This is a genomic window from Roseibium sp. TrichSKD4 (assembly GCF_000148725.1).
Lineage (GTDB): Bacteria > Pseudomonadota > Alphaproteobacteria > Rhizobiales > Stappiaceae > Roseibium.
This window is the reverse complement of record NZ_GL476310.1, coordinates 184843-207198: the sequence shown is the minus strand read 5'-3', so window position 1 is coordinate 207198 and position 22356 is coordinate 184843. Positions and strand designations below refer to the sequence as shown.

22 protein-coding genes and 1 pseudogene are annotated in these 22356 nt (G+C 53.8%); 4 read left to right on the top strand and 19 right to left on the bottom strand.

All coding sequences use genetic code 11. The annotated features are described in order from the left end of the window. Positions 1-93: 93 nt before the first annotated feature. A pseudogene (locus TRICHSKD4_RS30640) lies at positions 94-678 on the bottom strand (transposase); the annotation flags it as partial. A gap of 163 nt (positions 679-841) precedes the next feature. Here TRICHSKD4_RS30640 and TRICHSKD4_RS06705 point away from each other — a divergent pair. Together TRICHSKD4_RS06705 and TRICHSKD4_RS06700 are read left to right on the top strand one after the other, a co-directional pair. Continuing rightward, positions 842-1480, top strand: a complete 639-nt coding sequence (locus tag TRICHSKD4_RS06705; protein WP_009466730.1) for a pentapeptide repeat-containing protein — start codon at positions 842-844, stop codon at positions 1478-1480. 5 nt (positions 1481-1485) lie between these two features. Then, positions 1486-2151: a hypothetical protein gene (locus tag TRICHSKD4_RS06700; RefSeq protein ID WP_040616452.1), complete on the top strand. Its 666-nt coding sequence runs from the start codon at positions 1486-1488 to the stop codon at positions 2149-2151. Between the two features lie 277 nt (positions 2152-2428). Here the strand turns inward: TRICHSKD4_RS06700 and TRICHSKD4_RS06695 are convergent, their stop codons facing one another. Both TRICHSKD4_RS06695 and TRICHSKD4_RS32245 read right to left on the bottom strand, forming a co-directional pair. Further along, entirely contained in the window at positions 2429-3406 is a 978-nt protein-coding gene (locus TRICHSKD4_RS06695) for a site-specific integrase (RefSeq protein WP_009466727.1), read from the bottom strand. A gap of 18 nt (positions 3407-3424) precedes the next feature. After that, entirely contained in the window at positions 3425-3589 is a 165-nt protein-coding gene (locus tag TRICHSKD4_RS32245; protein ID WP_009466726.1) for an Arm DNA-binding domain-containing protein, read from the bottom strand. Between the two features lie 126 nt (positions 3590-3715). On the opposite strand from TRICHSKD4_RS32245, the gene TRICHSKD4_RS06690 reads away from it, so the two are divergent. After that, positions 3716-4924, top strand: a complete 1209-nt coding sequence (locus TRICHSKD4_RS06690) for a hypothetical protein (RefSeq protein ID WP_139051997.1) — start codon at positions 3716-3718, stop codon at positions 4922-4924. A gap of 33 nt (positions 4925-4957) precedes the next feature. Here TRICHSKD4_RS06690 and TRICHSKD4_RS06685 read toward each other — a convergent pair whose 3' ends face one another. The 15 genes from TRICHSKD4_RS06685 to TRICHSKD4_RS06615 form a co-directional block, all read right to left on the bottom strand. Further along, entirely contained in the window at positions 4958-6163 is a 1206-nt protein-coding gene (locus TRICHSKD4_RS06685; protein WP_139051996.1) for an O-antigen ligase, read from the bottom strand. 96 nt (positions 6164-6259) lie between these two features. Further along, the gene (locus tag TRICHSKD4_RS06680) at positions 6260-6955 is read right to left on the bottom strand and encodes an RraA family protein (protein ID WP_009466721.1); all 696 of its coding nucleotides are present in this window, start codon (positions 6953-6955) and stop codon (positions 6260-6262) included. Further along, the gene (locus tag TRICHSKD4_RS06675) at positions 6952-7647 is read right to left on the bottom strand and encodes an alpha/beta fold hydrolase (RefSeq protein WP_009466720.1); all 696 of its coding nucleotides are present in this window, start codon (positions 7645-7647) and stop codon (positions 6952-6954) included. The genes TRICHSKD4_RS06680 and TRICHSKD4_RS06675 overlap by 4 nt, the downstream gene beginning before the upstream one ends. Beyond that, positions 7644-8777, bottom strand: a complete 1134-nt coding sequence (locus TRICHSKD4_RS06670) for a cobalamin-independent methionine synthase II family protein (protein ID WP_009466719.1) — start codon at positions 8775-8777, stop codon at positions 7644-7646. Before TRICHSKD4_RS06670 ends, TRICHSKD4_RS06675 begins: the two co-directional genes overlap by 4 nt. A gap of 89 nt (positions 8778-8866) precedes the next feature. Next, positions 8867-9832, bottom strand: a complete 966-nt coding sequence (locus tag TRICHSKD4_RS06665; RefSeq protein ID WP_009466718.1) for a cupin domain-containing protein — start codon at positions 9830-9832, stop codon at positions 8867-8869. Positions 9833-9857: 25 nt separating this feature from the next. Then, complete coding sequence (locus TRICHSKD4_RS06660; protein ID WP_009466717.1) at positions 9858-10826, bottom strand: ester cyclase; 969 nt, start codon at positions 10824-10826, stop codon at positions 9858-9860. Then, the gene (locus tag TRICHSKD4_RS06655) at positions 10813-11844 is read right to left on the bottom strand and encodes a LacI family DNA-binding transcriptional regulator (protein ID WP_009466716.1); all 1032 of its coding nucleotides are present in this window, start codon (positions 11842-11844) and stop codon (positions 10813-10815) included. The genes TRICHSKD4_RS06660 and TRICHSKD4_RS06655 overlap by 14 nt, the downstream gene beginning before the upstream one ends. Further along, the gene (locus tag TRICHSKD4_RS06650) at positions 11844-12611 is read right to left on the bottom strand and encodes an SDR family NAD(P)-dependent oxidoreductase (RefSeq protein WP_009466715.1); all 768 of its coding nucleotides are present in this window, start codon (positions 12609-12611) and stop codon (positions 11844-11846) included. The genes TRICHSKD4_RS06655 and TRICHSKD4_RS06650 overlap by 1 nt, the downstream gene beginning before the upstream one ends. Then, positions 12608-13657, bottom strand: a complete 1050-nt coding sequence (locus TRICHSKD4_RS06645; RefSeq protein WP_040616450.1) for an ester cyclase — start codon at positions 13655-13657, stop codon at positions 12608-12610. Before TRICHSKD4_RS06645 ends, TRICHSKD4_RS06650 begins: the two co-directional genes overlap by 4 nt. Positions 13658-13660: 3 nt before the next feature. Continuing rightward, positions 13661-14971, bottom strand: coding sequence for a histidinol dehydrogenase (gene hisD / locus TRICHSKD4_RS06640; protein WP_009466713.1), 1311 nt, complete (start codon positions 14969-14971; stop codon positions 13661-13663). Positions 14972-15064: 93 nt separating this feature from the next. Then, positions 15065-15613, bottom strand: a complete 549-nt coding sequence (locus tag TRICHSKD4_RS06635) for an ester cyclase (protein ID WP_009466712.1) — start codon at positions 15611-15613, stop codon at positions 15065-15067. Further along, positions 15610-16491 (bottom strand): carbohydrate ABC transporter permease, encoded by an 882-nt coding sequence (locus TRICHSKD4_RS06630; RefSeq protein WP_009466711.1) that lies wholly within the window; start codon positions 16489-16491, stop codon positions 15610-15612. Before TRICHSKD4_RS06630 ends, TRICHSKD4_RS06635 begins: the two co-directional genes overlap by 4 nt. A 2-nt stretch (positions 16492-16493) precedes the next feature. After that, positions 16494-17519: a carbohydrate ABC transporter permease gene (locus TRICHSKD4_RS06625; protein ID WP_009466710.1), complete on the bottom strand. Its 1026-nt coding sequence runs from the start codon at positions 17517-17519 to the stop codon at positions 16494-16496. 66 nt (positions 17520-17585) lie between these two features. Beyond that, positions 17586-18818, bottom strand: a complete 1233-nt coding sequence (locus TRICHSKD4_RS06620; protein WP_009466709.1) for an extracellular solute-binding protein — start codon at positions 18816-18818, stop codon at positions 17586-17588. 76 nt (positions 18819-18894) lie between these two features. Then, the gene (locus tag TRICHSKD4_RS06615) at positions 18895-19950 is read right to left on the bottom strand and encodes an ABC transporter ATP-binding protein (protein WP_009466708.1); all 1056 of its coding nucleotides are present in this window, start codon (positions 19948-19950) and stop codon (positions 18895-18897) included. A gap of 220 nt (positions 19951-20170) precedes the next feature. Between TRICHSKD4_RS06615 and TRICHSKD4_RS06610 the strand changes: the two genes are divergently transcribed. Beyond that, on the top strand, positions 20171-21094 hold the full coding sequence (locus tag TRICHSKD4_RS06610) for an ester cyclase (protein WP_009466707.1): 924 nt from the start codon (positions 20171-20173) through the stop codon (positions 21092-21094). Positions 21095-21134: 40 nt separating this feature from the next. Here TRICHSKD4_RS06610 and TRICHSKD4_RS06605 read toward each other — a convergent pair whose 3' ends face one another. Beyond that, on the bottom strand, positions 21135-22307 hold the full coding sequence (locus TRICHSKD4_RS06605; protein ID WP_009466706.1) for a VWA domain-containing protein: 1173 nt from the start codon (positions 22305-22307) through the stop codon (positions 21135-21137). Between the last annotated feature and the right edge of the window lie 49 nt (positions 22308-22356).

Genomic DNA, 22356 nt, shown 5'->3' with positions numbered 1-22356 from the left:
GATCTGCGGAGATGTCGCGATAGACCGCCAGATAGTCTCAGCTTTTGAGTCCGGCGCATCGCTGAACTGTTGGCATGGCATAACGGCCGCCATCAAGGCCGCTTTTGGCAACTCTGGTATGGCTGCGACGCAAGATGATGCCGGCCCTCTTGGCCTGGCGCACCAGAAGCTGCAAGGCTTTGTGATAAAGACGGCTATCGGTGGGATGGGCAATGGCTTTGGGTTGACGGTCGTATCAACCAAGACCCGCTCAAGGCTGCTCTTCTTGATCGTCCCGCTCTCAATCGCAACACCTACCGTAGCAGAAAGAAGCTTTTCCATTCCCTCAGGACCAATCCGTTTGCGCCAGCGGGTCATGGTTGAGGGATCAATGGGGAATTGGTGCTGGAAAAACTCAAAACCGCAGAAAGACTGCCAGTAGGGGTTTTCAACCCAACGCTCAACCGTCTCTTCATCGGAAAGATCGTACATGTGCTTGAGAAAGTGCAGCCCGGCCATCAGACGCGTTGGTTTGGCCGGTCGTCCCAAGGGGCGATAATGCCTGCCGAACTCCGCATCAAATTCATCCCAAGGCATCAGACCAGACAGCCGCACCAACGAATGGTTCATATCGATGATTGCGGCCAGGCGTTCCTTGAACAGATCGCCACACCGTTTGTTGCGTTTTGAAGGTCTCATGAGAATATGCCAGAAAATGCGTGCTTCGGATCAACTAACCGGCATATTCACACATCCAAAACCCAATGGGTATCCATACTCTTCAATCAGTTAAGGGGTTTTTCAGCGCGAACGCAGTAGAGGCCAGCATGAATTGGCCTCTACATTACTCAGGAGTTTGGCAATGTTTCCTGTCGTTTTTTCCTGCATTTTATTGGTCTTTCTGGTTTTGAACTTGGAACCCGCAATCGCTTTCGATGAAGACGTCAACTATGGAGATAGTGGCTGGACCTATGATGGCCCACAACCCGGCGCAGACGGAGTGTTGGTGATTAATGGATGCCGTTTAGAGCCAAAGTCCGATTGTTCTGGTGTTGATCTTCGGCACGCTAACTTGTCGAATTTGGACTTGTTTGGGATAAATTTTGCAGACGCGAAACTCGCGCGCGCACGTTTTGATGACGCGAACCTTCGTTTTGCGAATTTCGATCGCGCTGATCTTAAAGGCGCGTCTTTCATTCGAGCATTCATGCAAAAATCGAAGGCTCGAGGTGCGGACATGCGGGCAACAAACATGGAGTATGCCCGTATCTCTGCTGCTGATTGGTCAGGTGCGGATTTAACTGCGGCGAACCTAGAAATGGTTCGGGCCAACAAGGTTCAGCTTAAAGGCGCCAATCTTACGAGCGCAAACCTTCAGGAAATGAAGCTCTTCGACAGTAATCTTGAGGGCGCTTTTCTTGATGACGGCACAAACATCACCTTTGCAATCTTCCAAGACGCTTACATGCAAGGTTGCCACGGGTGCCCCTTTGATTGGTGAATCTCATGACCAGTAGACCGAAAGTCATTGATATCGATATGTCAGATACATCAGCGTCAACGAGATCAAAACTCTCAATCGACAGTGTTTTAAAATACAAGCTTTTCGTATTGCCGATAGCCGGGCTTTCAATCGGAATAATCGGAACACTGATGCTATTGGGAAGCTTTAGCCAATCCAGTGAGCTGGATCACTTGACCAAGATGCAGCAACAGGTTGCTTTGCTTCAGGTTCAAAACAATGCTGGTACGAGCAATGTTGCATCTATTCAAAGTCAACTGGCAGGCCTCCAAACACAGCTTGTGGTTTTGCAAAACCAGTTGGGGCAGCTACATCAGGTCTCGACACAGCCAAGGGTAACTGTCTTAAGTGAGCCAATAACGACGAAAACTAATGGTGATAGTCAGCAAATTCACACACACCGAAGCCAAACGCCTGTTGTTTCGGCCAAAAATAGAAATAGCACGAATTTAAGTTCCATTGGCGATACGCAATCTACGAGCCAGATGTCCATGTTGATCAACAATGGGCTGAAGGGACAAAAGAAATCCGAAAACTCTATTTATCAGCAGATTATGTATTCAGCTCTCGATATCAACTCTGCTTATGCTGTATCCTTAGCAGCTTGGGGGCCAAACCCATCTCCAATTGCTGAAGTGCTTGTAAGGTAGCAACCAACAGCATACTCGTTCAAGGTTTTGCGAGATGAAGGTGTGGTTGGCGTGAAGGCCAAGGATGAGCAGCTAAGTAAAGATCTAGCGCAAAATGGAGCAGTGCGGATCGAAGATGACTTGTATGAATTCGCCAAATTGAATTGAGACGAGTGATCGAGACGCCAACAAAGCTTGATGAATAAGTGTCCCTAAGCGTCAACAGAACCCGGCAAGTTCGATTATAATTGTGTTGGCTTTTTTTTGCGATCACTAGAGTTGAAAATGACCAGTACGCTTAGGTACAGCAACACAATACCCAGCCTTCCCAATCAAGCATCATTTCGCTTCGTTGTTCGATTAGGTCTGTGCGGTGGTAGGCTGCTTCGGTGGAGTTTTTGATGGTGTGAGCAAGAGCTCGCTCTGCCAAGTCACGTGGGTATCCGTTTTCTGACGCCCAATCACGGAAACTGGAACGAAAACCTTGTGCTGTTGCAAAGCGCCCAGGCGTGTCACTGGCAACTTTGTGATCCCGCAAAAACTTCGTCAGCGTCATGTCACTGATCGGGGTGTTCTTGCGAGAGGGGAATACAAGAGATGTATCGGGAGAAGCTGAACTCCGCAGATCCTCAAAGAGGCTGACAAGATATGGCGATAGCGGAACCCGATGCAGTGTTTTTGCCTTCATGCGCTGGGCGGGCAATATCCAGATACCATTTTGAAGATCCAGCTCTGACCACTCCATCAATCGAACTTCCCCAGACCGGGCAGCCGTCAAAATCAGAACATCGAGCATGATCTTGGCTTTGGTTCTAAGCCCCTGCCTCAAGACCGTTTGAACAAATTCCGGAATATCTCGCCACGGAACGGCAGGTTGATGCGCAACACGTTCCCGTTTGCCCGGTTGCTTGGGCAGGAGCTGATCAACGACACCGACGGGACTGGCAAGCACATACCCTCTGGCCGCGCTCCACTTCATGACCGCATCACATCGCTGCTTGACGCGGCTCGCAGTCTCGGCCTTCTCCAGCCATATGGGCTTCAGAGCTCTGGCGAAATCTGCTGCGGTCAGTTCAGAAACCAGAGACCTTCCCAAATCTGGGAACACATACTGCTCGAGCGTGTTGATCCATTGCTCTGCGTGCTTGGCGTTCTTGAACCCTGACTTCTTGTCTTCATGGACCTTTCGGGCCGCTTCTTCGAAAGACGGCATTTCCATCTGCGCCTTTTGAACCTTGGCTTCTCGCTCCCGGTCTTCAATCGGATCGATTTTCATGTCGATCAGCTTGCGTGCTTAGAATGCGATTTCGCGCGCACGTTTTACCGAGAATGTGGGATAGCTCCCCAAACCCATGTCTCGCCGCTTCCCGGTCTCAGGAGACGTAAAGCGCAAGATCCATTTTCCTTGCCCATGGGTCTTGGCAGGAAACAAATAGAGCCCCTTGATCGACCCATCCAATATGGGTTTGTCATCAGGTTATATTTTCCGCGCTTTGGCATCGCTCAACATCATTAGATCTCATCAGCCCATCAAACAGCCCATCATTTTATACACGATGGACTGACCAGAACTCCATGAGATGACTTGAAACTGATACACAAGCGGACTCTCTCTCCGCCATGTTTACCTCACCTACCTTACACAGGAATGGTTAAACCTCATTGCATTGAATGCAGCAGCGGGTCATACGTACTGCGCTCCACTTCCGCGGGTTTCCTTAGACATGGTGTTTGCGTGAGAAGTCTTCTCAACCATCTCAAATTCTACTTCTTGTGTTTGCGGTTGCTTGTGCTGCCCAAAAATCGACAATTAGTGTTCGGTCTCTCCGTCAACGACAAAGAACGCCGGTTTTTGTCTGCTTTTGCACCGGATGCAATCGCCATTAGGGCCAACTATTTTCGAGGCGGCTTTGGTTTTCGCGAACACTCGGCTCGCCGCAAATTGACATTTATACAAAGGCTACTGCCTTCCGGAACCAAAACTGTTGTTTGGGGGTATCGGGATCATATCAATCTGGGATTTTCGTTTGAAGAGTATTTTGGGGAAGTCACGCGGATTGAAGCCGGCCTTGTGCCCGGCCCGGCCTGTGAGCGCTTTTTGACGTCATACATATTCAGCTCCAAGGGAATGTATTTTGACGGTCGTCAGCCATCCCAACTGGAAGAAGCCCTCAACGCACTCACAAAAGGAGACATCGATCGACGCCTGGAGAACGAGAAAACAATCGATACGCTAGTTAAGCGAGGCGTGACCAAGTTTTCGCCGCTTGATAGTGAGGCCTATTTGCTGGAAGAAGGCTCGGTATTGATCATCGGGCAGGTTCGGGGTGACCAAGCATTGACTTACACGGACACCGTTTGCGCCACTAATACCCACCTTGTCGAGCAAGTTCTGAGCAAAACAGAATGGCCGGAAACCAAGCGTTTTTATTACAAGGCGCATCCAAAAAACAAAACCAACGAAAGAGAGATTGCCGATCTACAATACAGATTTCCTGAATTGCAGATTGTGCCAGAAAAACAAAACATCATTGAATTGCTGGAACAGCAGCCAATCGTCGCGACGATCACGTCCGGCGTTGGGCTGGAGGCAGCACTCCGAGGCTGCGTGGTGCACTGTTATGGTGTGTCGTTTTATTCAAACTGGGGCTTCACGGTCGATCACGTCAGCTGCAGCCGTAGAACAAACACCCTTCGTCCAATTGATGTTGCAGTTGAGTTGATGATCCGTCAATCCGTCTATGTCGACCCCGAAACCGGTCACGCTGTTCCGCTTGGAACAATCTATCGATAGGTAAAGTATTTGAGATGGAGAGTTTTGTGCCCATCACGTCGGCGCATTGGTCTCCTGTTGAGTCAAATAGATAACAACCCAGATTAGTGCCACAATGCCAACGAGGCTCCACCACCAGGATTGCGAGGCACCGTGACTGACGAGTGCAACTGTCCAGACTGCTGAGGTGGTCGCCAACACGGCTGGCATCATCGCTCTGGGGAGGTGTCTAAGGCTTCTGAAAAACATCAGAAGTAATGCTGTGACCAAAACAACACCCGTGAGGCCAAGTTCATACCATACCTGCACCGCGAAATTGTGCGGATGCGCCATTCCAAGCATCTTCTCATCTGGAACCAGATGCCCGTGTACATCCGCAGCTACATAGCTTGCCTCCAAACCCTGTCCAAATATCGGCTTAAGCGAAAGCAAACTTCCAAACGACGACCAGATATCGGCGCGCACGCCAAGTGTTCCATAGCCGACCACTTCGTGAACGGTCTGCGGAATGAGGTCATTTATGTAGGGCGCAACGAACGGTGATCCCCAAAGAGAGATCAACACTCCAGCGGCAAAATACGGTATTGCTGCGCGACCAAAAGTATATGCACCTGCTGCGGCTATCGGCGCGACCAAAACAGCTAGTTTTGCACTTTCGCTTATTGAGGAAAAAATCCCATAAATGCCAAGGACTGTGATGATCGCCAGCGCAACAAGATGGAACGGCCTTTTTGGTGTCACGTAAAACAATAATGGCAAAAACAATGAAATTGCGACTGCCGCCCGGTTCATACGAAACAATTCGGCAGTTCCGCCAAGAAATGTCCTGACAGGTGACTGATAGTGAATTTCGATCAAAATGAGCACGGCAGTAATCACAAGGCTTACTGCCAGACCCAGATGCACTGTCTGAGAATTTGGCCTGAACCGCGCAACCACTAAAAAAGCGGCGATCAAAGCCGCTACGTTCAATAGAGTGGCTGTCCACGCATCAGCGCCACGGAGCGGAATGGGTGACCAGAGGAGGGATGCCCCCATAAAGCACAACAGCAGTCCTGAAAGAATAAGAGGCGTTCGAAACGCACTCAGCTGTGTTTTCACTTTCTCAAGTTGAAAATCTCGTGATGCCAATAAAAGAGCGACACCCAGTACTGCGAACCCCACTAAAATTGGGCTAGCGATATTTCTGGACAAAACCATCAAGAATGGTGTCGCCATTAAAACAAAATATAGGCCAAGCAGCAGTTTTATGGTGGGCATATGCTAATTCGCGTCGATTTCTTAATTGCACAATTTCAGCGCTTTTACCCAATCACGGCCAAATCTTCCATGCCCTGTCTCGGATTTTGCTTAAAGTTAGGTGCGTGCCTTTTCAAAAGCGGCCCATGCAGCTTCGAATTTCTCGAATGAAAAATCAGACTGCCGTGCCGGCTCCAGAATAATCTGCTCGGTCTTAAGAAGCTTGCGGATCGCATCCGCAAGAATAGGCACCACCGCCTGCGGAATGACCAGAGCTCCGTGACGGTCCGCATGCACCAATTCTCCCGGGCGGATATCAAGGCCAAATATCTTCACAGGTTTATCTATTTCCTTGATGTGAACAAAACCGTGACTTGGGCCAACGGAACCGGCCACAACGGGAAAGCCGTCAGGCAAATCACCCAAGTCCCGCATGACACCGTTGGTCAAGGCGCCAAACAGACCAAGTCCTTTGTGCACCGTTGTATTGATTTCACCCCAATACGCGCCGATGGCATTTGGGTAATCTGCGTCTTCGACGACCGCCAAGGCCGGACGCGGTCCTTCAGACATATAGCGATAGTAATCCATCCGCCGCGCCCGGATGACTTCCGCAGGCTCTGTCGGCGGGGCCAAGGCTGAAATTTTTGCTGTTCTTGCGTAGCCAACCATTGCTCCGGCATTGGGCGCAGACGCCAGCATTGTGCTGCGGGTAAAACGGTTGAACCCTCGTCCCCCTTCAGCAACTTCAATGGCGTTGCAGACGGTCGGAGTGTCGACCGATCTCAAGAGTGCGAACACGTCGTCAGTCATGATAGCTCCAGCCATGTTTTAAAGGCATTGTTGACTGTGTCTGGCCGTTCAAGGGTCGGCAAATGGCCAGCGCCACTTACGATCTCGAGGCGTGCGTTTGGAATGAGACGCTGCATCAACTCATGCCGGTCGCGCGGGCATAGGCGGTCCTCTTCCCCCATCAAAACAAGGGTTGGAACGCTGACACTCTTCAGCGCGTCCTGTTGATCGGGGCGCGTTTGCAATGCACGGGACTGGCGCTCGAAAACCTCAGGTCCGAGATCAAGCGCCATATCCATGCACAGATCGAGCACTTCCTGCCGTTTTGGCCCATTCGCCAGATAATTTGGTTTGAGTTCGTCGCGCATCACTTCGCGCAAATAACCGGCTCTAACCTTTTCAATCTGCGGCTCACGGCGCTGTTTGACCTCATCCAGTTCCGCTCGCGGATTTGTGTCCAGAAGCGCTAATCTATCCACCCGATCCGGGGCCTGCCGGATCACTTCCATGGCGACAATTCCGCCCATGGACAATCCGACAAGTGAAAAACGCCTTGGAGCGTGGTCGAGCACACTGGCCGCCAGCGCCTCAATTATTTCCTCGCCTGTTATCGGGGCCAAATGCATGGGTAGTCGGCCAGACAGGGCCTTGATTTGCGGTCCAAAAAGGCGCGCATCGCACATCATACCCGGCAAGAGAACGAGTGAGGTCACACGCGCGCTCCAGCAAGCTCCGCCCCATCAGAGAGCGCCTTGAGCTTGGCAAAGGCAATTTCAGGGTCGACCGCACCAAAGCCGGCAAAGGTTCCAAAGCCGCAGTCTGATCCGGCCACCACCCGATCCGCGCCGAAAATGGGAAGGAACCGTTCCAATCGTTGGGCGACGACTTCGGGATGCTCCACAAAGTTCGTTGTCGTATCGACGACCCCCGGCACGAGAATCTTGTCCTCTGGAATTTCCGATTTCCGATCCCGGAAGACTGTCCATTCATGAGCGTGGCGCGGGTTGGATGTCTCAAACAACACATAATTGGCGCGTGCTGACATCAAGGTCGAGAACACCTTGTCCATCGAGATATCGCAGACATGTGGGCCTTCATAGTTGCCCCAACAGATGTGGATCCGCACCTTGGCAGGATCGATATGGGACAGCGCATGATTGAGCGCTTCCACGTGACTGGCAGCGATCTTGACGAACTCTTCGTCGGACAGGTCTGTGAAGAGCATGTGGCGAGACAGGGCCAAATCCGGGCAATCGAGTTGAAGGTCAAGACCACTGGCGACAATCGTCTCGTATTCAGCCTTCATGACATCTGCTAGTGCCTGCAAGTAGGCCTCGCGGGTCGGGTAGTAGTCGTTTTGCAGGAAAAGTGAAATCACACCGGGAGACGCGGCGTTCATGAAGCCGCGCTCCACACCGTGCTCCTTCATCGCTGCTTTCAAATTGGCGATGTCTTTTTGCAGCTCGCCTTGCCCCTTGGACTTCACTTCGCCTGTGCACATTGGCCGTGCGTATTGGGGCGTTCCGCCACTTTCGGCAATGCGCGTCAAGAAGCTTGGGTAGAGCTTGAGATCTTGAGGCGCGTTGCGCGGACTATCGCCTGAAAAACCGGTGTAGCGATCCTTCACATAGGTTGCATAGGAGATCTTGGAGGTCTCGCCATCGCTCACGATACTGACACCTGCCTCAACCTGCTTGCGCACGGTTTCAGAAACGGCCTCAGCCATAGCGTCATCGAAAGTGGACCGGTCATACTCTTCGCGCTGTTCTCGCGCAAAGATGAAGTCGACGACCTTCTGAGTTCGTGGCAAGGACCCGACATGAGTCACATCCAGTTTTGGCATCTTTTCCCCCTCCTCGTTCCCCGTGCCGGGTGTACTTCCGGTATCTGGAGATGGCCCGGGCTTCAACCGGGACAGTGCAATTTGCAAACTTATCCGAGCCAGGTCTCTCCGGCAGGATCATTCGTGTTCATCACACGATATAGGCTTGCCTCGCCGCTCATAGATGGCATCAGACAGTGCTCTAATCCTGGAGGCACTGCACAGGTATCACCCGGTGCGAGGACCTTTTCGCCGCCGGACCAAGTGAGCTTCCAGTGGCCGCGCATGATCATCAGGATTTCATGGGCATTGCGACTGTAAGGCGTCTCGGGAATGGACCCGCGCGTCAGGAACTCGACTTCAAATCCCGGCCTGTCCTTCAAGAGCGCAGTTTCGCCAATCACCCGACACGGCTCTTTGGCCGCCAACGCCATCATGTCCCAGTAGCGTGCAACGTAGCCTGGAACGACATCTGCATTTCCCGGTTCCGGATATGCCTTCAGCTCTTCGTTATTGAGCAAAGCCATGGGCTTCACATTGTCCGGGAGGTTTTGACCCTGCTTGGTGTCATAGAGAACGCCGTTTTCGCCAAGAACAAGTCCATGATCCTTGGCGTCTTCGATGACTTGCGGCGCCCAAATGACCCCGCCGCCTGCATCATCACCGCCGAGGATCGCCATGATCATTCCGTAATCGGTTCCGATGTTTTCAAACCCGCGGAAAATGCCTGTCGGGATGTTGAAAATATCGCCTTCTTCCAGAACAACTTCACCAGCTGTTCCCCAGCGCCCCCAGAAAAAGCGCCAGCGTCCTTTCAATACAAAGAAAACTTCTGCCGTGCGGTGGGAGTGAAGCGAGTTTCGGCATTTGGGAGGTTGACCTGCCGCGCCGATATTGAAGCCTGGAGTTTCCTTGATATGGACATGCTGGTCCGGACTTTCAGACACCCCGCCTCCGATGATCGTGAAGTTTTCCTTTTGATCGGAGCCGGGTGTATGGGCATCGATGAAGGCGGTCCGGCACGGCTTCAAGTCGCCATAGCGAACAATGCGGGTTTCCATCTCATCTGGGGTCATCAGTTTCGTCCTGATTGGGCAGCAGTCAGCCGGTTTTCAAGGCAATCTGTTTCCAGATCGCGGTTTCATCAAAAAGGGTGTATTCGCGCCGCAAGCCCCATGGGCCAAACTCGGCATGGGACGCGCCCATGACATAAACCTCAGCACCTGTCGGCTTGCCAAAAGCCCCCCAGCCATCATGGGTGCCATGCAAGGACCAGCGAACCGCAGAGCGCGGAGCCATCATCGGGTCATCACGGCCAATCTGATGATGGACTGTAAATTTCGCAGACGGGAAACTTGCGCGGAGCCCCATCCAGAACCGGTCTGCATCGTCAAAGGACACACCGCTTTGTCCGCCCGGATAAGCCAGCTGGCAGGCCCGGTCATACTCGCTCTCGATCACAGCCATGTCCGCGCCCATCATACGGGTCAGAATGTCTGTATGTCGGGCGCCCCACTCATTGTCATTGCCCTTACCGGTGTAAGGCCCCGACTTGTCGTCAGATGGTGTAAATGGTTTGACACACGCCTCGGCGCCGCCTTCCCGCTCGATCAGATCTCTTGCGTAGGCATGTGGACCCCACCCCATCTGGCGGACAATCGCCCCCTGATCGCGGATCAACCACTCATCGTTGATCTGGTTGTTGATCGCGTGGCAGTCCGCAATGATCCGGTAGCGAAGTTTTGTCCCGCTTGCGGCGCCATACACACCGTCTCCAGTATGGGTCGCAGTGGAGATAATCCGATGAGATGAGAGCATACCTTCTTCCGGCGTGCCGGACCAAATCACATCCTCGCCCAACAACTGACGATCCGGGAACTCGGCAAGGGTTGCCATTGTTGCGCCGATGACACCTTTATTTCCGGTGACGATCGACCCCGGCGATCGAACAATGATGTCATCCGAATAGTAGTGATGAAGGGTTGCAATCTTGCGATCTTCCCAAATCTCCCTAGTGATCCCCAAGATGTAATCCGGGAAATCCTTCCAACGGCTGTCAAAGCCTTTCATCAGGCCATCCTTCAGGTACACGCGCTGAGCCGCGGATCATCAGCGGCCCTTCGATCTTGATTTTCTGGACGTCCTTGCTGCCTTCCTCAATCCAACCGAGCAGGGTTGAGACGGTGGCTTCCACCATGCGATTGGAGGGTTGGCGCAAGGTTGTAAGGTCATAGGCTGGCCAGGAGGCCAGAGGCACATCGTCATAGCCGACAACGGAGACATCACCGGGGACGTCGAGCTTTAATTCAAACCGCAACACATCCATGACGGCAAATGCCATATAGTCATTGCCGACGAAGATTGCATCCGGTTTCACATCATTTTGAGACAGTTGCCGTGTTGCAGCAGCAGCTGTTTCGCGTGTGTACATGCCATCAATGGAAGCAATCAATTCCAGTCCAGCTTCTTTCAGTCCCTGCCGAAACCCGGCTTCACGATCTCGTCCGGTCGATGATCCTGACCAGCCTGCGATGTGCGCAATACGGCGATGGCCACCGGCTGCCAGAAACTCGGCAATCTTTCGCCCCCCTTCGAAATTGTCGGAGGTCACCTGACTAAGGCGGTCGTCATCCTGCCCCCGGTTAAAGAGGACAACAGGCACACCAGCTGCGGAACACCTGGATGTAAGTGCATTGGACATTCCAACGGATGCAGTGATGATGCCATCGACCTGATAATCGAGCAGTTCGTCCATTACCTTGTCGACCGAGGCATCATCGTTGGACACCATGAAAACGAGAATGTGATAGCCGTGGGCCTGAAGAGCGTTGGAGAGCTTTTCAAGCGCATCGGGATAAAACTGGTTTTCCAGATAGGCGACAACCAAGCCAATGATCCGGGATCGACCTGTGATCAAAGACCGAGCTAGCACGTTGGGACGATAGCCCAGCTCTTCTGCCGCCTTGAGGACCTTTTCAGCCATTTTCGGAGAAACGGAGGCTCCGGGCGTAAAAACACGGCTGACGGCTGACTGGCTGACACCCGCCCGTTTTGCAACATCTATTGAGGTGACCTTCTCAGCGCCCATCAGTCTGCCGTCCAGCCGCCGTCCACCAGCAACGATGTACCTGTAACAAGAGACGAGGCATCACTGGCAAGATAGAGCACCGAGCCCATGATATCCTCGACGACACCTGTGCGGCCCAGCTTGATCTTTTCCTCAATCCATTTGACCCGCTCCGGATTTTCAAAGGTAGGTTCAGTGAGCGGTGTTCTGATAAATGTCGGGCAGATGGTGTTGATGCGGATCTTTTTGGGCCCAAATTCCAGGGCCATGGCTTTTGTGAAGCCCTCAACGGCAAATTTGGACGCGCAGTAAACCGCCCTGTCGATGCCGCCAACATGAGCCATTTGCGACGAAATCGTAATCAGCGAACCGGGCTTGCCTGCTTCCATAAGACCCTTAGCGACCGCCTGCGCCAGAAAATAAGCTCCGCGCACATTGATCGCCATAACGGCATCATAGTCTTCCAGCGTCGTTTCAACTGCCGGAGAGTGACGGGCAAGACCAGCGCTGTTTACAAGAACATCAAAGGGACCATGTTCAGCGACTGCCGCCTGAACTGCCTCGACATCCACAATATCCAACTGAAGCGCGGACGCAGTCCAGCCCTTTGCGGTCATAGCGCTGACTGCGTCCGACAGTTTGTCTGCCCGACGGGCTGCCAGAACGACATCGCCGCCAGCTTCTGCTAGGGCTGATGCGCAGGCCAGACCGATGCCAGAGGACGCTCCAGCGACCAGTACCTTTTTGCCTTTGAGGGAAAAACTTGGGGTGGAGGGAAGATCGATCATGACAAGGCGACTCCGGTTTGAGGATCAAAGCCCGGGCGGGCCTTGTTGAATTCCCGAAGTCGGCGGAAAACGTCAACGCCCAATTGTCGATAAACGTCGAGAAGGTCCACCATCACCCAGTTTTCCCGGATGAGGCCGTCTTCCAATCTCCAAAAGTCAAGACTGCACAGAGAGATCTTTTGACCTGAGGGCGCAATGCCGAGCCATCCGTCATGTGTGACGGTTTGGATCATGTTTGGCCAACCGGTTACGGCTGCGTAGTTCCGGTCCCCAAAGAAATGATAGGTCACTTGATCTGCATATTGTCCCCGGTCCGGCATCGCAGCCAAAAACGGAATTTGGTGCCAATTCCGGAAGCCCTTGATACCGCGCGCGGTCCCAATGCCTGCAGGTCCATACCAGCTCATGCGCGGATGCCAGAACCTTGGCATCTCCATCACCTCGGGTCCGCCTTGCGACGGGTGCCGTTTCATGTGCTCCAGCATGTCGATGATGGTTTGGCAGGATGCCCGGCCTGCCGCTTCATCGTAAGGTCCGGGCACAAGCCCATCCTGTGTTGCTGGTCCGGGCACTTGCCACTCGCGCCCAAGACTTGGGGCCATGGGCCAGCAACCCGCCTGTATCATGACTTCGGGAATGTCCCAGATGACCTGAATTTCGACAACCGTGCCTTTATCAAACCGATAGAACTCGTGGAAACGCATGGCGACTTGATGGCCCGTGGCGGGGATGTCCAACCACGGGTTTACAAATGAGCCGGTGTACACGCCACAGCATCCGACCCAGTCGTTCCCTTCAGCTGTTGGACCGGCCATCACAATCGTGTCGCGTCGTTCCAAATCCGGTATCGCGCTAAAAAGCTCTTTATAGGCACGGTCGTAAAACGCCTGCGGACCGGTCAGCTCCCCAAACGGGTGACATAAGCGCACGACAACGTCCGAAGCGCACAGATCAGCCAGCGCCCGTCTTACGGACGCTTCATCAAAATCCGCCATCGCCGACCTTAATGGGGCAAGTAGCTTTTTGTGATCCGTATGCCGCCCCATGTCTCAGTCTGCCCCTTCTCCGTAAGTGACATTGCGACCGCCATAGCGGCGCACGCGGACGTTTGCCTGTTCTGCATGCCCGACGAAGCCCTCAAGCATGCAAAGTCGTGAGCAATAAGCGCCGATTTCGGCTGCAGCCTCGTCAGTCAGCACTTTTTGATAGGAATGCGTTTTCAGAAACTTGCCCACCCAGAGACCGCCGGTGTAGCGTCCTGCTTTCTTCGTCGGCAGGGTGTGGTTGGTTCCAATAACCTTGTCACCATTGGCGACATTCGTCCGCGGTCCTAAGAAAAGCGCGCCGTAGCAGGTCATGTTGTCGAGGAACCAGTCGTCCCGATCCGTCATCACCTGTACATGCTCGGAAGCAATGTCATCGGCAACTGCCAGCATTTCGTCATAGGTATCGCAGAGGATAACCTCACCATAATCCTCCCACGACTTTCCGGCAGTTTCTGCGGTCGGCAAGATTTTCAAAAGCCGTTCAATTTCGGCGAGGGTTTCAATGGCGAGCTTATGAGAATTGGTAACGAGGACAGCCGGTGAGTTATAGCCATGCTCTGCCTGCCCTAACAGATCAGTCGCGCAGAGTTCTGCATCCACCGTCTCGTCGGCAATCACCATGGTCTCGGTCGGGCCTGCAAAAAGATCGATGCCGACCTTGCCAAATAATTGGCGCTTGGCCTCGGCAACAAAGGCATTGCCCGGCCCAACCAACATATGCACCGGATCAATGGTCTCCGTGCCCAACGCCATGGCCCCAACGGCCTGAATCCCACCAAGGACATAGATTTCGTGCGCACCGCCCAAATGCATGGCCGCAATGACTGCCGGATTTGGTGCGCCCTTAAAGGGCGGGGTTGCGGCTATGATGCGCGGCACTTCAGCCACTGATGCTGTTGCAACCGACATATGAGCCGAGGCCACCATCGGGAATTTGCCGCCCGGCACGTAGCACCCAACGGATTGAACCGGAATGTTCTTATGCCCAAGGATCACCCCCGGCATCGTTTCCACTTCGATATCCGTCATCGATGCGCGCTGGGCTTCAGCGAATTTGCGCACCTGTTCCTGCGCAAACTTGATATCTTCCATGTCCCGCGTGGAGACCTGGTTCATCAACGCCTCTATGTCTGACGGTGACAATTTGAAAGATGTGGGAGAGTAGTTGTCGAATTTCTCGGACAACTCACGCACAGCCGCATCGCCACGAGTTTCGATCTCTTTTAAGGTGCCTTCAACAATGGAGCGCACCTTTGCGTCATCTTCAGACCGTTCGGCCTCCGGCTTTCCGCGTTTCAGATACTCTATCGCCATAGTTACTTCCCTTCAGCGGTGAACCGCCCTTCATCCCTTAACTATCGCATACGTATGCAGATATGAGCTGTTTTGTCTCCAAGACCATGATCGTTACAGCTGTTGGTGTCTTGTGCCGGTTGGGCCTGGCGGCTGTTTCTCTCCCCGGTCAAAAGCTTCCCAGCCTTCGCCGCTGAAAACATCTTTGCCGAGTTGGGCTAACACGTGCGGAAAGTCGACCATCACCCAGTTATCGACGATCTTTCCATCCACGACCTTCCAGAAATCCATGTAGCGGATTTCAATTTTTCTCCCAGTCGGCGCAAGCCCCATGAATTCGCCGGAGTGAATGGCTTCCTGACGACCAAAAGCAGCGGCCCATTCGCCCATATAGAGACGAGCTTCATCAACACACACCTTATCGGAAAAGGCAGCCTGAAACGGCTTTTGCCAATTGTCCTGAAATTCCGTCAGACCCGTCTTGGTGCCACAACCAAAATTCCCCATCCAGCGGAATCCTTCCGCAAAGAACTCGCCGATATCGGCAATTCGATGATCGTTGAGGCCGTCCACCATGTCTTCGATGACGCGGCGCGTTTCGTCTGTCTTCGACAGATCGGTATCACGGCTGAGAACCGCTTGTTCAGGGCGTGCGCCACTCATCCTTTTACCGCCCCCGCTGTCAGGCCGGACACGATCTGGCGTTGGAACACCATCACAAGCAAGAAAAGCGGGATGACGGCGGAAACGGAGGCGGCAACCGCGAACATCACGTTGCCCTCCGTGTAGGTCGTCCCGAGAAACGCTGCGATCTTTGGTACCATTGTCCGGTTGTTTTCGTTCAGCAGCATCGCCGTCACTGCAAAGTCATTGTAGGCCAGCAAGAAGCTGAACAGACCGGTGGTGATGACGCCCGGCCACATGACCGGAATAATTACAAAACGGAACGCTTCAAACTGCGTGCAACCATCAACACGCGCACTTTCATCCAGGTCTTTCGGGATCTTTTGAAAGAAGGAATGCAGCATCCAAAGCGTGAACGGCTGATTGATGGCGACGAGCACGATGATGGCCGTCGGCAGATAGCCCCACAGGTTCCATTGAAAGAACGGCGGCAGATAGCCGGAAACCAATGTAATCGGCGGCATGGCGCGGAAAATCAAAGCAGCGATCAGCAGCCAAAAAACATAGTTGTGGTTGGAGCGGCTGAGCGCATACCCGCCAAGTGTGCCAATCGTCAGCGATGTGCAGACCACAAAGAAGCAGACGACGGCGGTGTTCAGCGCCGCCCGCCAGAACTCCTCCTGAACCCAAGCACCTTCATAGCCTGCCCCTGTAAACGGGCGTCTGTAAGTGTTTTCGGTCGCTTCGCCCGTAAGAGCGTTGGTCCAGTTGGAGATGGAAAAGAAGTCCAGCTCGACCTTAAAGGAGCCCCAGGCCGTCCACAGAAACGGAAAGGCCGCTGCCAAAAGCCAGAGAACAAGAAAGGCGGTGGAGACAACAACCAGAACGGTCGGACGGCGTTGCGCTGCTGAAGCCATGATCAAGCCTTTCCTTTGAAGTCGCGCCATGTCCGGACCAAAACCGGGGACAGCAAGATGGCAACACCGATGATTGTCAGGACCGAAGTTGTCGCGGCCGCGGAAAGCTGGCGGGTTTCTCCTCCCAAATCATTGAAGATGATCCACGAGAGAGATTGCGCGTGTGCCGACGCATTGAAGCCGACGATTGGCTCAAAGACGCGGAAGTTATCCATCAGCTGGATCAGGGCCACAAATGTCACCAACGGCATCAGATGCGGAAGCACCACATAGCGCACTTGCTGCCAACGGGTTGCCCCATCAATGCGGGCGCTTTCCAGTGTGTCCTGCGGCACGGTTTGCAAGCCAGCATAGAAGACCACGAACGCAAAGGGCGCGCTGCTCCAGATGCCGTAAATGATCAAGGCGCACCACATCAAACTGGTTGATGCTTTGAGCGACAGGGTCTGGTCATCCGCCAGATACTGGATCAAGGTTCCCAGCACGCCTCGGCTGTCAATCATCCAGAAAAGGATCAGGGACCCGACAAGCGGAGTGACGATCATTGGCAGCAGAGAGAAGAAGATCACAAATCCCTTGATCTTCTGCGTAAGGGAATTGACCGCCAGCGCGATCGCGAAACCCAATGCGATGAGAAGGGGAGTAACGACAAAAGTGTATGTCAGTGTGAAACTCAGCGCCCGATAAAAGGGCAGATCCCCAAGTTCTGAAAAGAACTCACCAAGTGAGGTCGTGATCAACCAGGCTTCTGCGATTTCACCAAAGGCCAGATGGCCCCGATCAAGGTAGATCTCCAGTCCAGCGAACCGCCCAAGCGGCTGCTCTGCGCGCAATTGTTCCGTTGCGTCCTGATCAACGGCGACGGCTGTAGTGCAGCCAAACGGGCCACAGTTTTCCGTCTCGACCAAGACCGCTTCATGCGGAACGAATAAGGACTGCATGACAACCGAGACAATGGGCGCTGCGATAAAGATCAGCATCGCCAGTCCGGTTGGCAGGAAGAACCAGAAAAATGTCCGGTGCTTCATGACGCTCCCCTGACCATTGAAGAAAAAAGCGGCGCGTTCGGGCAACGCGCCGCCAGTTGGTGGGTATTAGAGGAAACCTTTTTCCTTGGCCGCGGCCGTGTAGGCTGCTTCCACGTCCTTCAGGGCCTGCTCGGCGCTTTCCTTGCCTTGCATGAAGTCAGCCAGCTCATTGCCCAGCGCGGTGTGCATCAGGCCCATGTAAGGCAGCATTGGATAAGGTATGGAGCCTGCTTTTGCGGCCTCAAAGACACCTACAGCCTTATCGGTCGGCTCATAGCCATCGATCAGCCAAACTGCCTGTTGCGCAACTTCCGAATCCTTCAGGATTGACGGGTCGATCGCCTTTTTCATTGCAACGAACGTTGCCTCGGCTTCCGCATCGCTGATGTTCTTTGCAACGGTCCAGCCATCCCACCACAAGGTCGTGGCCGGTGTTGAGCCTCCGCCGACGGTCATTGGACCGGCGATTGCAAATCCATCAACGACTTCTTGCGGCACCCCTTCAGCAGATGTCAGCGTGGCGGCCCTCGACCCCCACATATTCATCAGAGCAACATTGCCCGCACGATATTCCGCATTGGTGGCGTTGGAATCGTGTGTCAGGAAGTCCGGGTTCATATAGGCACTGAGCGCTTTCATCATCTCAAGCGCCTTCACACCTTCCGGTGTGTTCACGTTCGGCTCTGCGGACCCAGCCTTGAAATGCTGACCACCGTAGCCAAGGAACATGTTGTTGAATTCCTGGGCAAGGTTCCAACCTGCGGCATATGCACCGCCGACCGGGTTGTCCATCAGACCCTTTTCACGGATCACCTTGGCTGCTTCGAGCATTCCTTCATAGGTCTTTGGCGGCTCGACACCCGCTTCGTCCAGCACGTCCTTCCGGTAAACCAAATGCTGGGCATTGGCCATGAAGGCGACCGCCATGATCTTGCCGTTGATGGTGATCAACTGGGTCTTTTTCAGATCACCGCCATGCTTTGCGACCAAATCATCCAGCGGACGAATTACGTCTTCATTCATCAGCGCAACGATGGAGGAATTCGCAATAATCGCGGTGGTGTATTCCGCCGGATTTCCACTCATGCCCGCTACATTGAGCTTCTGGTGATCGGCCGTCAGGTTTGACTTCGCCTCGACCGTTTCAGAGCCGCAGGCAAGCGCCCCTGCTCCAACAGTTTGAATGGCCGGAAACTCATTGCCGATGATGCTGATGCGGCCTTCCTCGATGCCGCAGTTTGCATAGGCCGTGCTGGCTGCCAGCGACATTGCGCCGGCGAGAAGCAGTTTTTTCAACATTAGATCAGGTCTCCCTGGTGTTCCGTGCGCACATGGCGCGTCTCTGGATGTTTGGCAATTTTGCCGGTCGGACGGGTTAAGCGTCGATGCGCATCCCAGTCTCGTGATTGAAGAGGTGACAGATGCCCGCTGGAATGCTGAGTTCCACCTGGTCATCAATTTCGATACGAAAGTCCTTGTGCGCCTTCACGGACACAAGGGCTCCGCCTGCCTTGACCGTGATCATCGTTGCATCGCCAAGGAGCTCCATCGTGTAAACCGGGGCAACGACTTCCCCCGACTCTTGATCCGTCGCGACCGAAGCGTCTTCAGCGCGGAATCCCAGCGTGACGGGACCATCGGGGCCATCAAGTCCGGATATTTTCACGTTTTCTGCGGAAAATGTTCCGCCCTCCAGAACCCCGTCCATCAGGTTCATGGCGGGCGACCCAATAAATCCGGCAACAAACGTGTTGGCTGGCTTGTCGTAGATTTCCGTAGGCGAGCCGACCTGCTGGATCAGACCCTTCTTCATAACAACAACCCGATCTGCCAAGGTCATTGCCTCGATCTGATCATGGGTCACATAAATGGTGGTGGTCTTGAGTTCGTGCTGCAAGTTCTTGATTTGGGCCCTTGTCGAGACACGCAGTTTCGCATCAAGGTTCGACAGAGGTTCATCCATCAGGAAGACATTCGGCTCGCGCACGATCGCCCGCGCCAGCGCAACACGTTGGCGCTGGCCGCCCGAAAGTTCGGCAGGCTTTCGATGGAGGAACTCTTCCAGCTCTACCATACCCGCTGCGCGCATGACCCGTTCATCGTGGGTCGCGGGATCGACCTTGCGCACCTTCAGCGGAAAGCGAATGTTCTCATAAACATTCATGTTCGGATAAAGGCCGTAGGACTGGAACACCATCGCGATATCCCGATCCTTGGGATCAAGGTCGTTGACGACCTGTTCGCCAATGACGATCTCTCCATCTGTGACATCTTCCAACCCTGCGATCATGCGCATGGTCGTGGTCTTCCCACAGCCGGACGGCCCCAGAAGCACGAGAAACTCACGGTCAGCGATGGTCAGGTTAAAGTCGTCAACACCGACAAAACTTCCCCATCGCTTTGATACGTTTTTGAGCTGAATTTCAGCCACCGCGCCCCTCCCAGAACCGTCAGTCGAGCTGCGTTTTGCATTCCTATGCAACAAATCTACGCATAGTCACTTCAGTTTGGCAATATAATTTTGCATACGAATGCAAATTTGTTACAAGTGGCAGTCCCACCAATGTTACTCAGGCAATCTGATGTCCGACTTTCGCCTCGCACCACATAGCTTTCTGAACTCCTTTCGGACGGCTGACCCAAGTGAAAGAATGAATCTAATTTCCAGACACTTGCGAGAAGATGTGGTTTTTGACGTGGCCTGTCCGGTCAATCGCCTCTCTGGTCGCGACGCTGTCTTGAGCGGCTTTTTTGAGCCACTGCAAAGCGCCCTATCTCACATTCGCCGGCGGGATGAGATTTTCATAGGCGGGCCGAACCGTCGCGAACCGGGCGGCCACTGGATTGCCAGCGTCACGCATTACGTCGGGAATTTTGAAGTGCCACTGTTCGGGATCAAACCATCCGGGCACCTAGTGTTTTTGAGAGCGGGAGAATTCTACCGCATCGAACCGGATGGTCAGATATCAGAAGCCAAGATCATACTCGATTTGCTGGACCTTATGCGCCAGACAGGCCGTTTTCCGCTTCCGCAAATGCTCGGAACCGAGATGCTGTTCCCAGGACCAGCAACCCATGATGGCGTTTTACCTGCCGAGCAAGCAGACGGCGAGAAAACACTGGACCTTTGCGAGGCCATGCTGGCGGACCTAAAGGCCTTCGACCCGGAGACTTTCACCTCAAAGGGGCAAACTGGCGACGAAGGGTATTGGCATGATGACATGCTCTGGTACGGACCCGGAGGCATCGGCTCCAATTATCGTTGGAGCGGGTTTGAAAAGGATCACAGGGCATCATTCCTGACAGCATTTCCGGACCGGGTTGGCGGGGATCACTATTGCCGGATAGGCAATGGGAATTTCGCCGCTGTCAGCGGTTGGCCCTCCATGACCATGACGCACCAAGGTGACTATCTTGGAGAACCGGCTTCCGGCAAATCGCTGACCTTGCGCGTTATGGATTTCTATCGCTGCGCGTCCGGCAAGATCATGGAGAACTGGGTGCTTCTCGATTACCTCGACCTCTTCCAGCAAATGGGCCGTGACCTGATAGAAGAATCCAATAGCAAAGCATAATTTCAGCTCCTGCACCGATCCATCAGCTTTGTGGCTGACATCACGCACCTTCGTCCGGTCTAATCGTCTTGATGTCCTGACCGGCCGCCCATTGGTGGATGTCTTCGCGGCGCAAGGCACACGCCATGAGGTCAGGAAACTGATCTGGAGTGGCAGCAAAGACAGGTACGCCAAGCGCGGCGACCGTTGCAGACAGTGCGGGATTGTAAAAAGGGTTCCCTGTATCGGTCAGGGCCAGGAGGACAATCACGTTCACCCCTTGCCCTTGTAAACGCGCGATCCGGGCAACAAGTTCTTCCGCGTTTCCGCCCTCATAAAGATCGGTAATCAAGAGCAGATGCGATTTGGACGGCTTCTCGATCTTGTCTTCGCAATAGGCGACAGCATGATTGATGTCCGTTCCACCGCCAAGCTGAACACCGAAGAGGACCTCAACCGGATCGGCCAAATCGTCAGTGAGGTCCAGTATGGCTGTATCGAAGCACACCAGTTTGGTTGCCACCACCGGAAGCGAGGCCATGACCGCCGCGAAGATGGAGGCATAGACAACGGACGAGGCCATCGAACCAGATTGATCCACGCAAAGGATCACTTCATCCAGATCGACTATCCGGCGCTGACGACGCATGAAGCCGATCAGTTTTTCAGGAACGATGGTCTTGTGATCTGCCTGATAGTTATGAAGGTTCGCTCGAATGGTGCGCGGCCAATCAATGTCAGCAAAACGTGGCCGAAACGTGCGTTTGGATTTATCGACCGCCCCGCGCAATGCCTCTGCTGTCCGCCGTTCCAGCCGTTCCATCAATTCAGCCACAACTTTGGCGATGACTTCGCGCGCTGTTTCCTTGGTCTTCTCCGGCATGACACCGCGCATCGACACCAGATCGGCGACGAGATTGACGTCGGCCTCCATGACCGCGAGAAATTCCGGTTCCATCAGCATTTGCCGCAGCCCAAGGCGATCAAACGCGTCTTTCTGTACGACCTGAACAACAGGGGACGGGAAAAACTCGCGAATATCACCGAGCCAGCGGGCAACTTTGGGAGACGAACTGCCGAGCCCGCCACGTTTGGATTTACCACCCTTTCCACTCGGCTCATCGTCAGCGTTATAAAGCGCGCTCAGAGCCGCAGACAGGCGTTGATCCCGCCCTGTCAAAGCCTCATCATCTCCACCCAAAGCCAACCGCCAACGGCGTCCGCGATCATCCATGCTGCTCTCCCGTCAAAATGCCGGATAAGATTTCAAAATGGGCCACCCA

What these genes read in the sequence shown, in the direction of transcription:
- TRICHSKD4_RS06650 (WP_009466715.1), bottom strand. Translation starts at nt 12,611, where the DNA reads ATGATCGATCTTCCCTCCACCCCAAGTTTTTCCCTCAAAGGCAAAAAG.
- TRICHSKD4_RS06630 (WP_009466711.1), bottom strand. Translation starts at nt 16,491, where the DNA reads ATGGCTTCAGCAGCGCAACGCCGTCCGACCGTTCTGGTTGTTGTCTCC.
- TRICHSKD4_RS06665 (WP_009466718.1), bottom strand. Translation starts at nt 9,832, where the DNA reads ATGACCCCAGATGAGATGGAAACCCGCATTGTTCGCTATGGCGACTTG.
- TRICHSKD4_RS06700 (WP_040616452.1), top strand. Translation starts at nt 1,486, where the DNA reads ATGACCAGTAGACCGAAAGTCATTGATATCGATATGTCAGATACATCA.
- TRICHSKD4_RS06695 (WP_009466727.1), bottom strand. Translation starts at nt 3,406, where the DNA reads ATGAAAATCGATCCGATTGAAGACCGGGAGCGAGAAGCCAAGGTTCAA.
- TRICHSKD4_RS06685 (WP_139051996.1), bottom strand. Translation starts at nt 6,163, where the DNA reads ATGCCCACCATAAAACTGCTGCTTGGCCTATATTTTGTTTTAATGGCG.
- TRICHSKD4_RS06655 (WP_009466716.1), bottom strand. Translation starts at nt 11,844, where the DNA reads ATGGGCGCTGAGAAGGTCACCTCAATAGATGTTGCAAAACGGGCGGGT.
- TRICHSKD4_RS06670 (WP_009466719.1), bottom strand. Translation starts at nt 8,777, where the DNA reads ATGCCAAAACTGGATGTGACTCATGTCGGGTCCTTGCCACGAACTCAG.
- TRICHSKD4_RS06605 (WP_009466706.1), bottom strand. Translation starts at nt 22,307, where the DNA reads ATGGATGATCGCGGACGCCGTTGGCGGTTGGCTTTGGGTGGAGATGAT.
- TRICHSKD4_RS06625 (WP_009466710.1), bottom strand. Translation starts at nt 17,519, where the DNA reads ATGAAGCACCGGACATTTTTCTGGTTCTTCCTGCCAACCGGACTGGCG.
- TRICHSKD4_RS06635 (WP_009466712.1), bottom strand. Translation starts at nt 15,613, where the DNA reads ATGAGTGGCGCACGCCCTGAACAAGCGGTTCTCAGCCGTGATACCGAT.
- TRICHSKD4_RS06620 (WP_009466709.1), bottom strand. Translation starts at nt 18,818, where the DNA reads ATGTTGAAAAAACTGCTTCTCGCCGGCGCAATGTCGCTGGCAGCCAGC.
- TRICHSKD4_RS06610 (WP_009466707.1), top strand. Translation starts at nt 20,171, where the DNA reads ATGAATCTAATTTCCAGACACTTGCGAGAAGATGTGGTTTTTGACGTG.
- hisD (WP_009466713.1), bottom strand. Translation starts at nt 14,971, where the DNA reads ATGGCGATAGAGTATCTGAAACGCGGAAAGCCGGAGGCCGAACGGTCT.
- TRICHSKD4_RS06705 (WP_009466730.1), top strand. Translation starts at nt 842, where the DNA reads ATGTTTCCTGTCGTTTTTTCCTGCATTTTATTGGTCTTTCTGGTTTTG.
- TRICHSKD4_RS06660 (WP_009466717.1), bottom strand. Translation starts at nt 10,826, where the DNA reads ATGAAAGGCTTTGACAGCCGTTGGAAGGATTTCCCGGATTACATCTTG.
- TRICHSKD4_RS06680 (WP_009466721.1), bottom strand. Translation starts at nt 6,955, where the DNA reads ATGACTGACGACGTGTTCGCACTCTTGAGATCGGTCGACACTCCGACC.
- TRICHSKD4_RS06645 (WP_040616450.1), bottom strand. Translation starts at nt 13,657, where the DNA reads ATGGGGCGGCATACGGATCACAAAAAGCTACTTGCCCCATTAAGGTCG.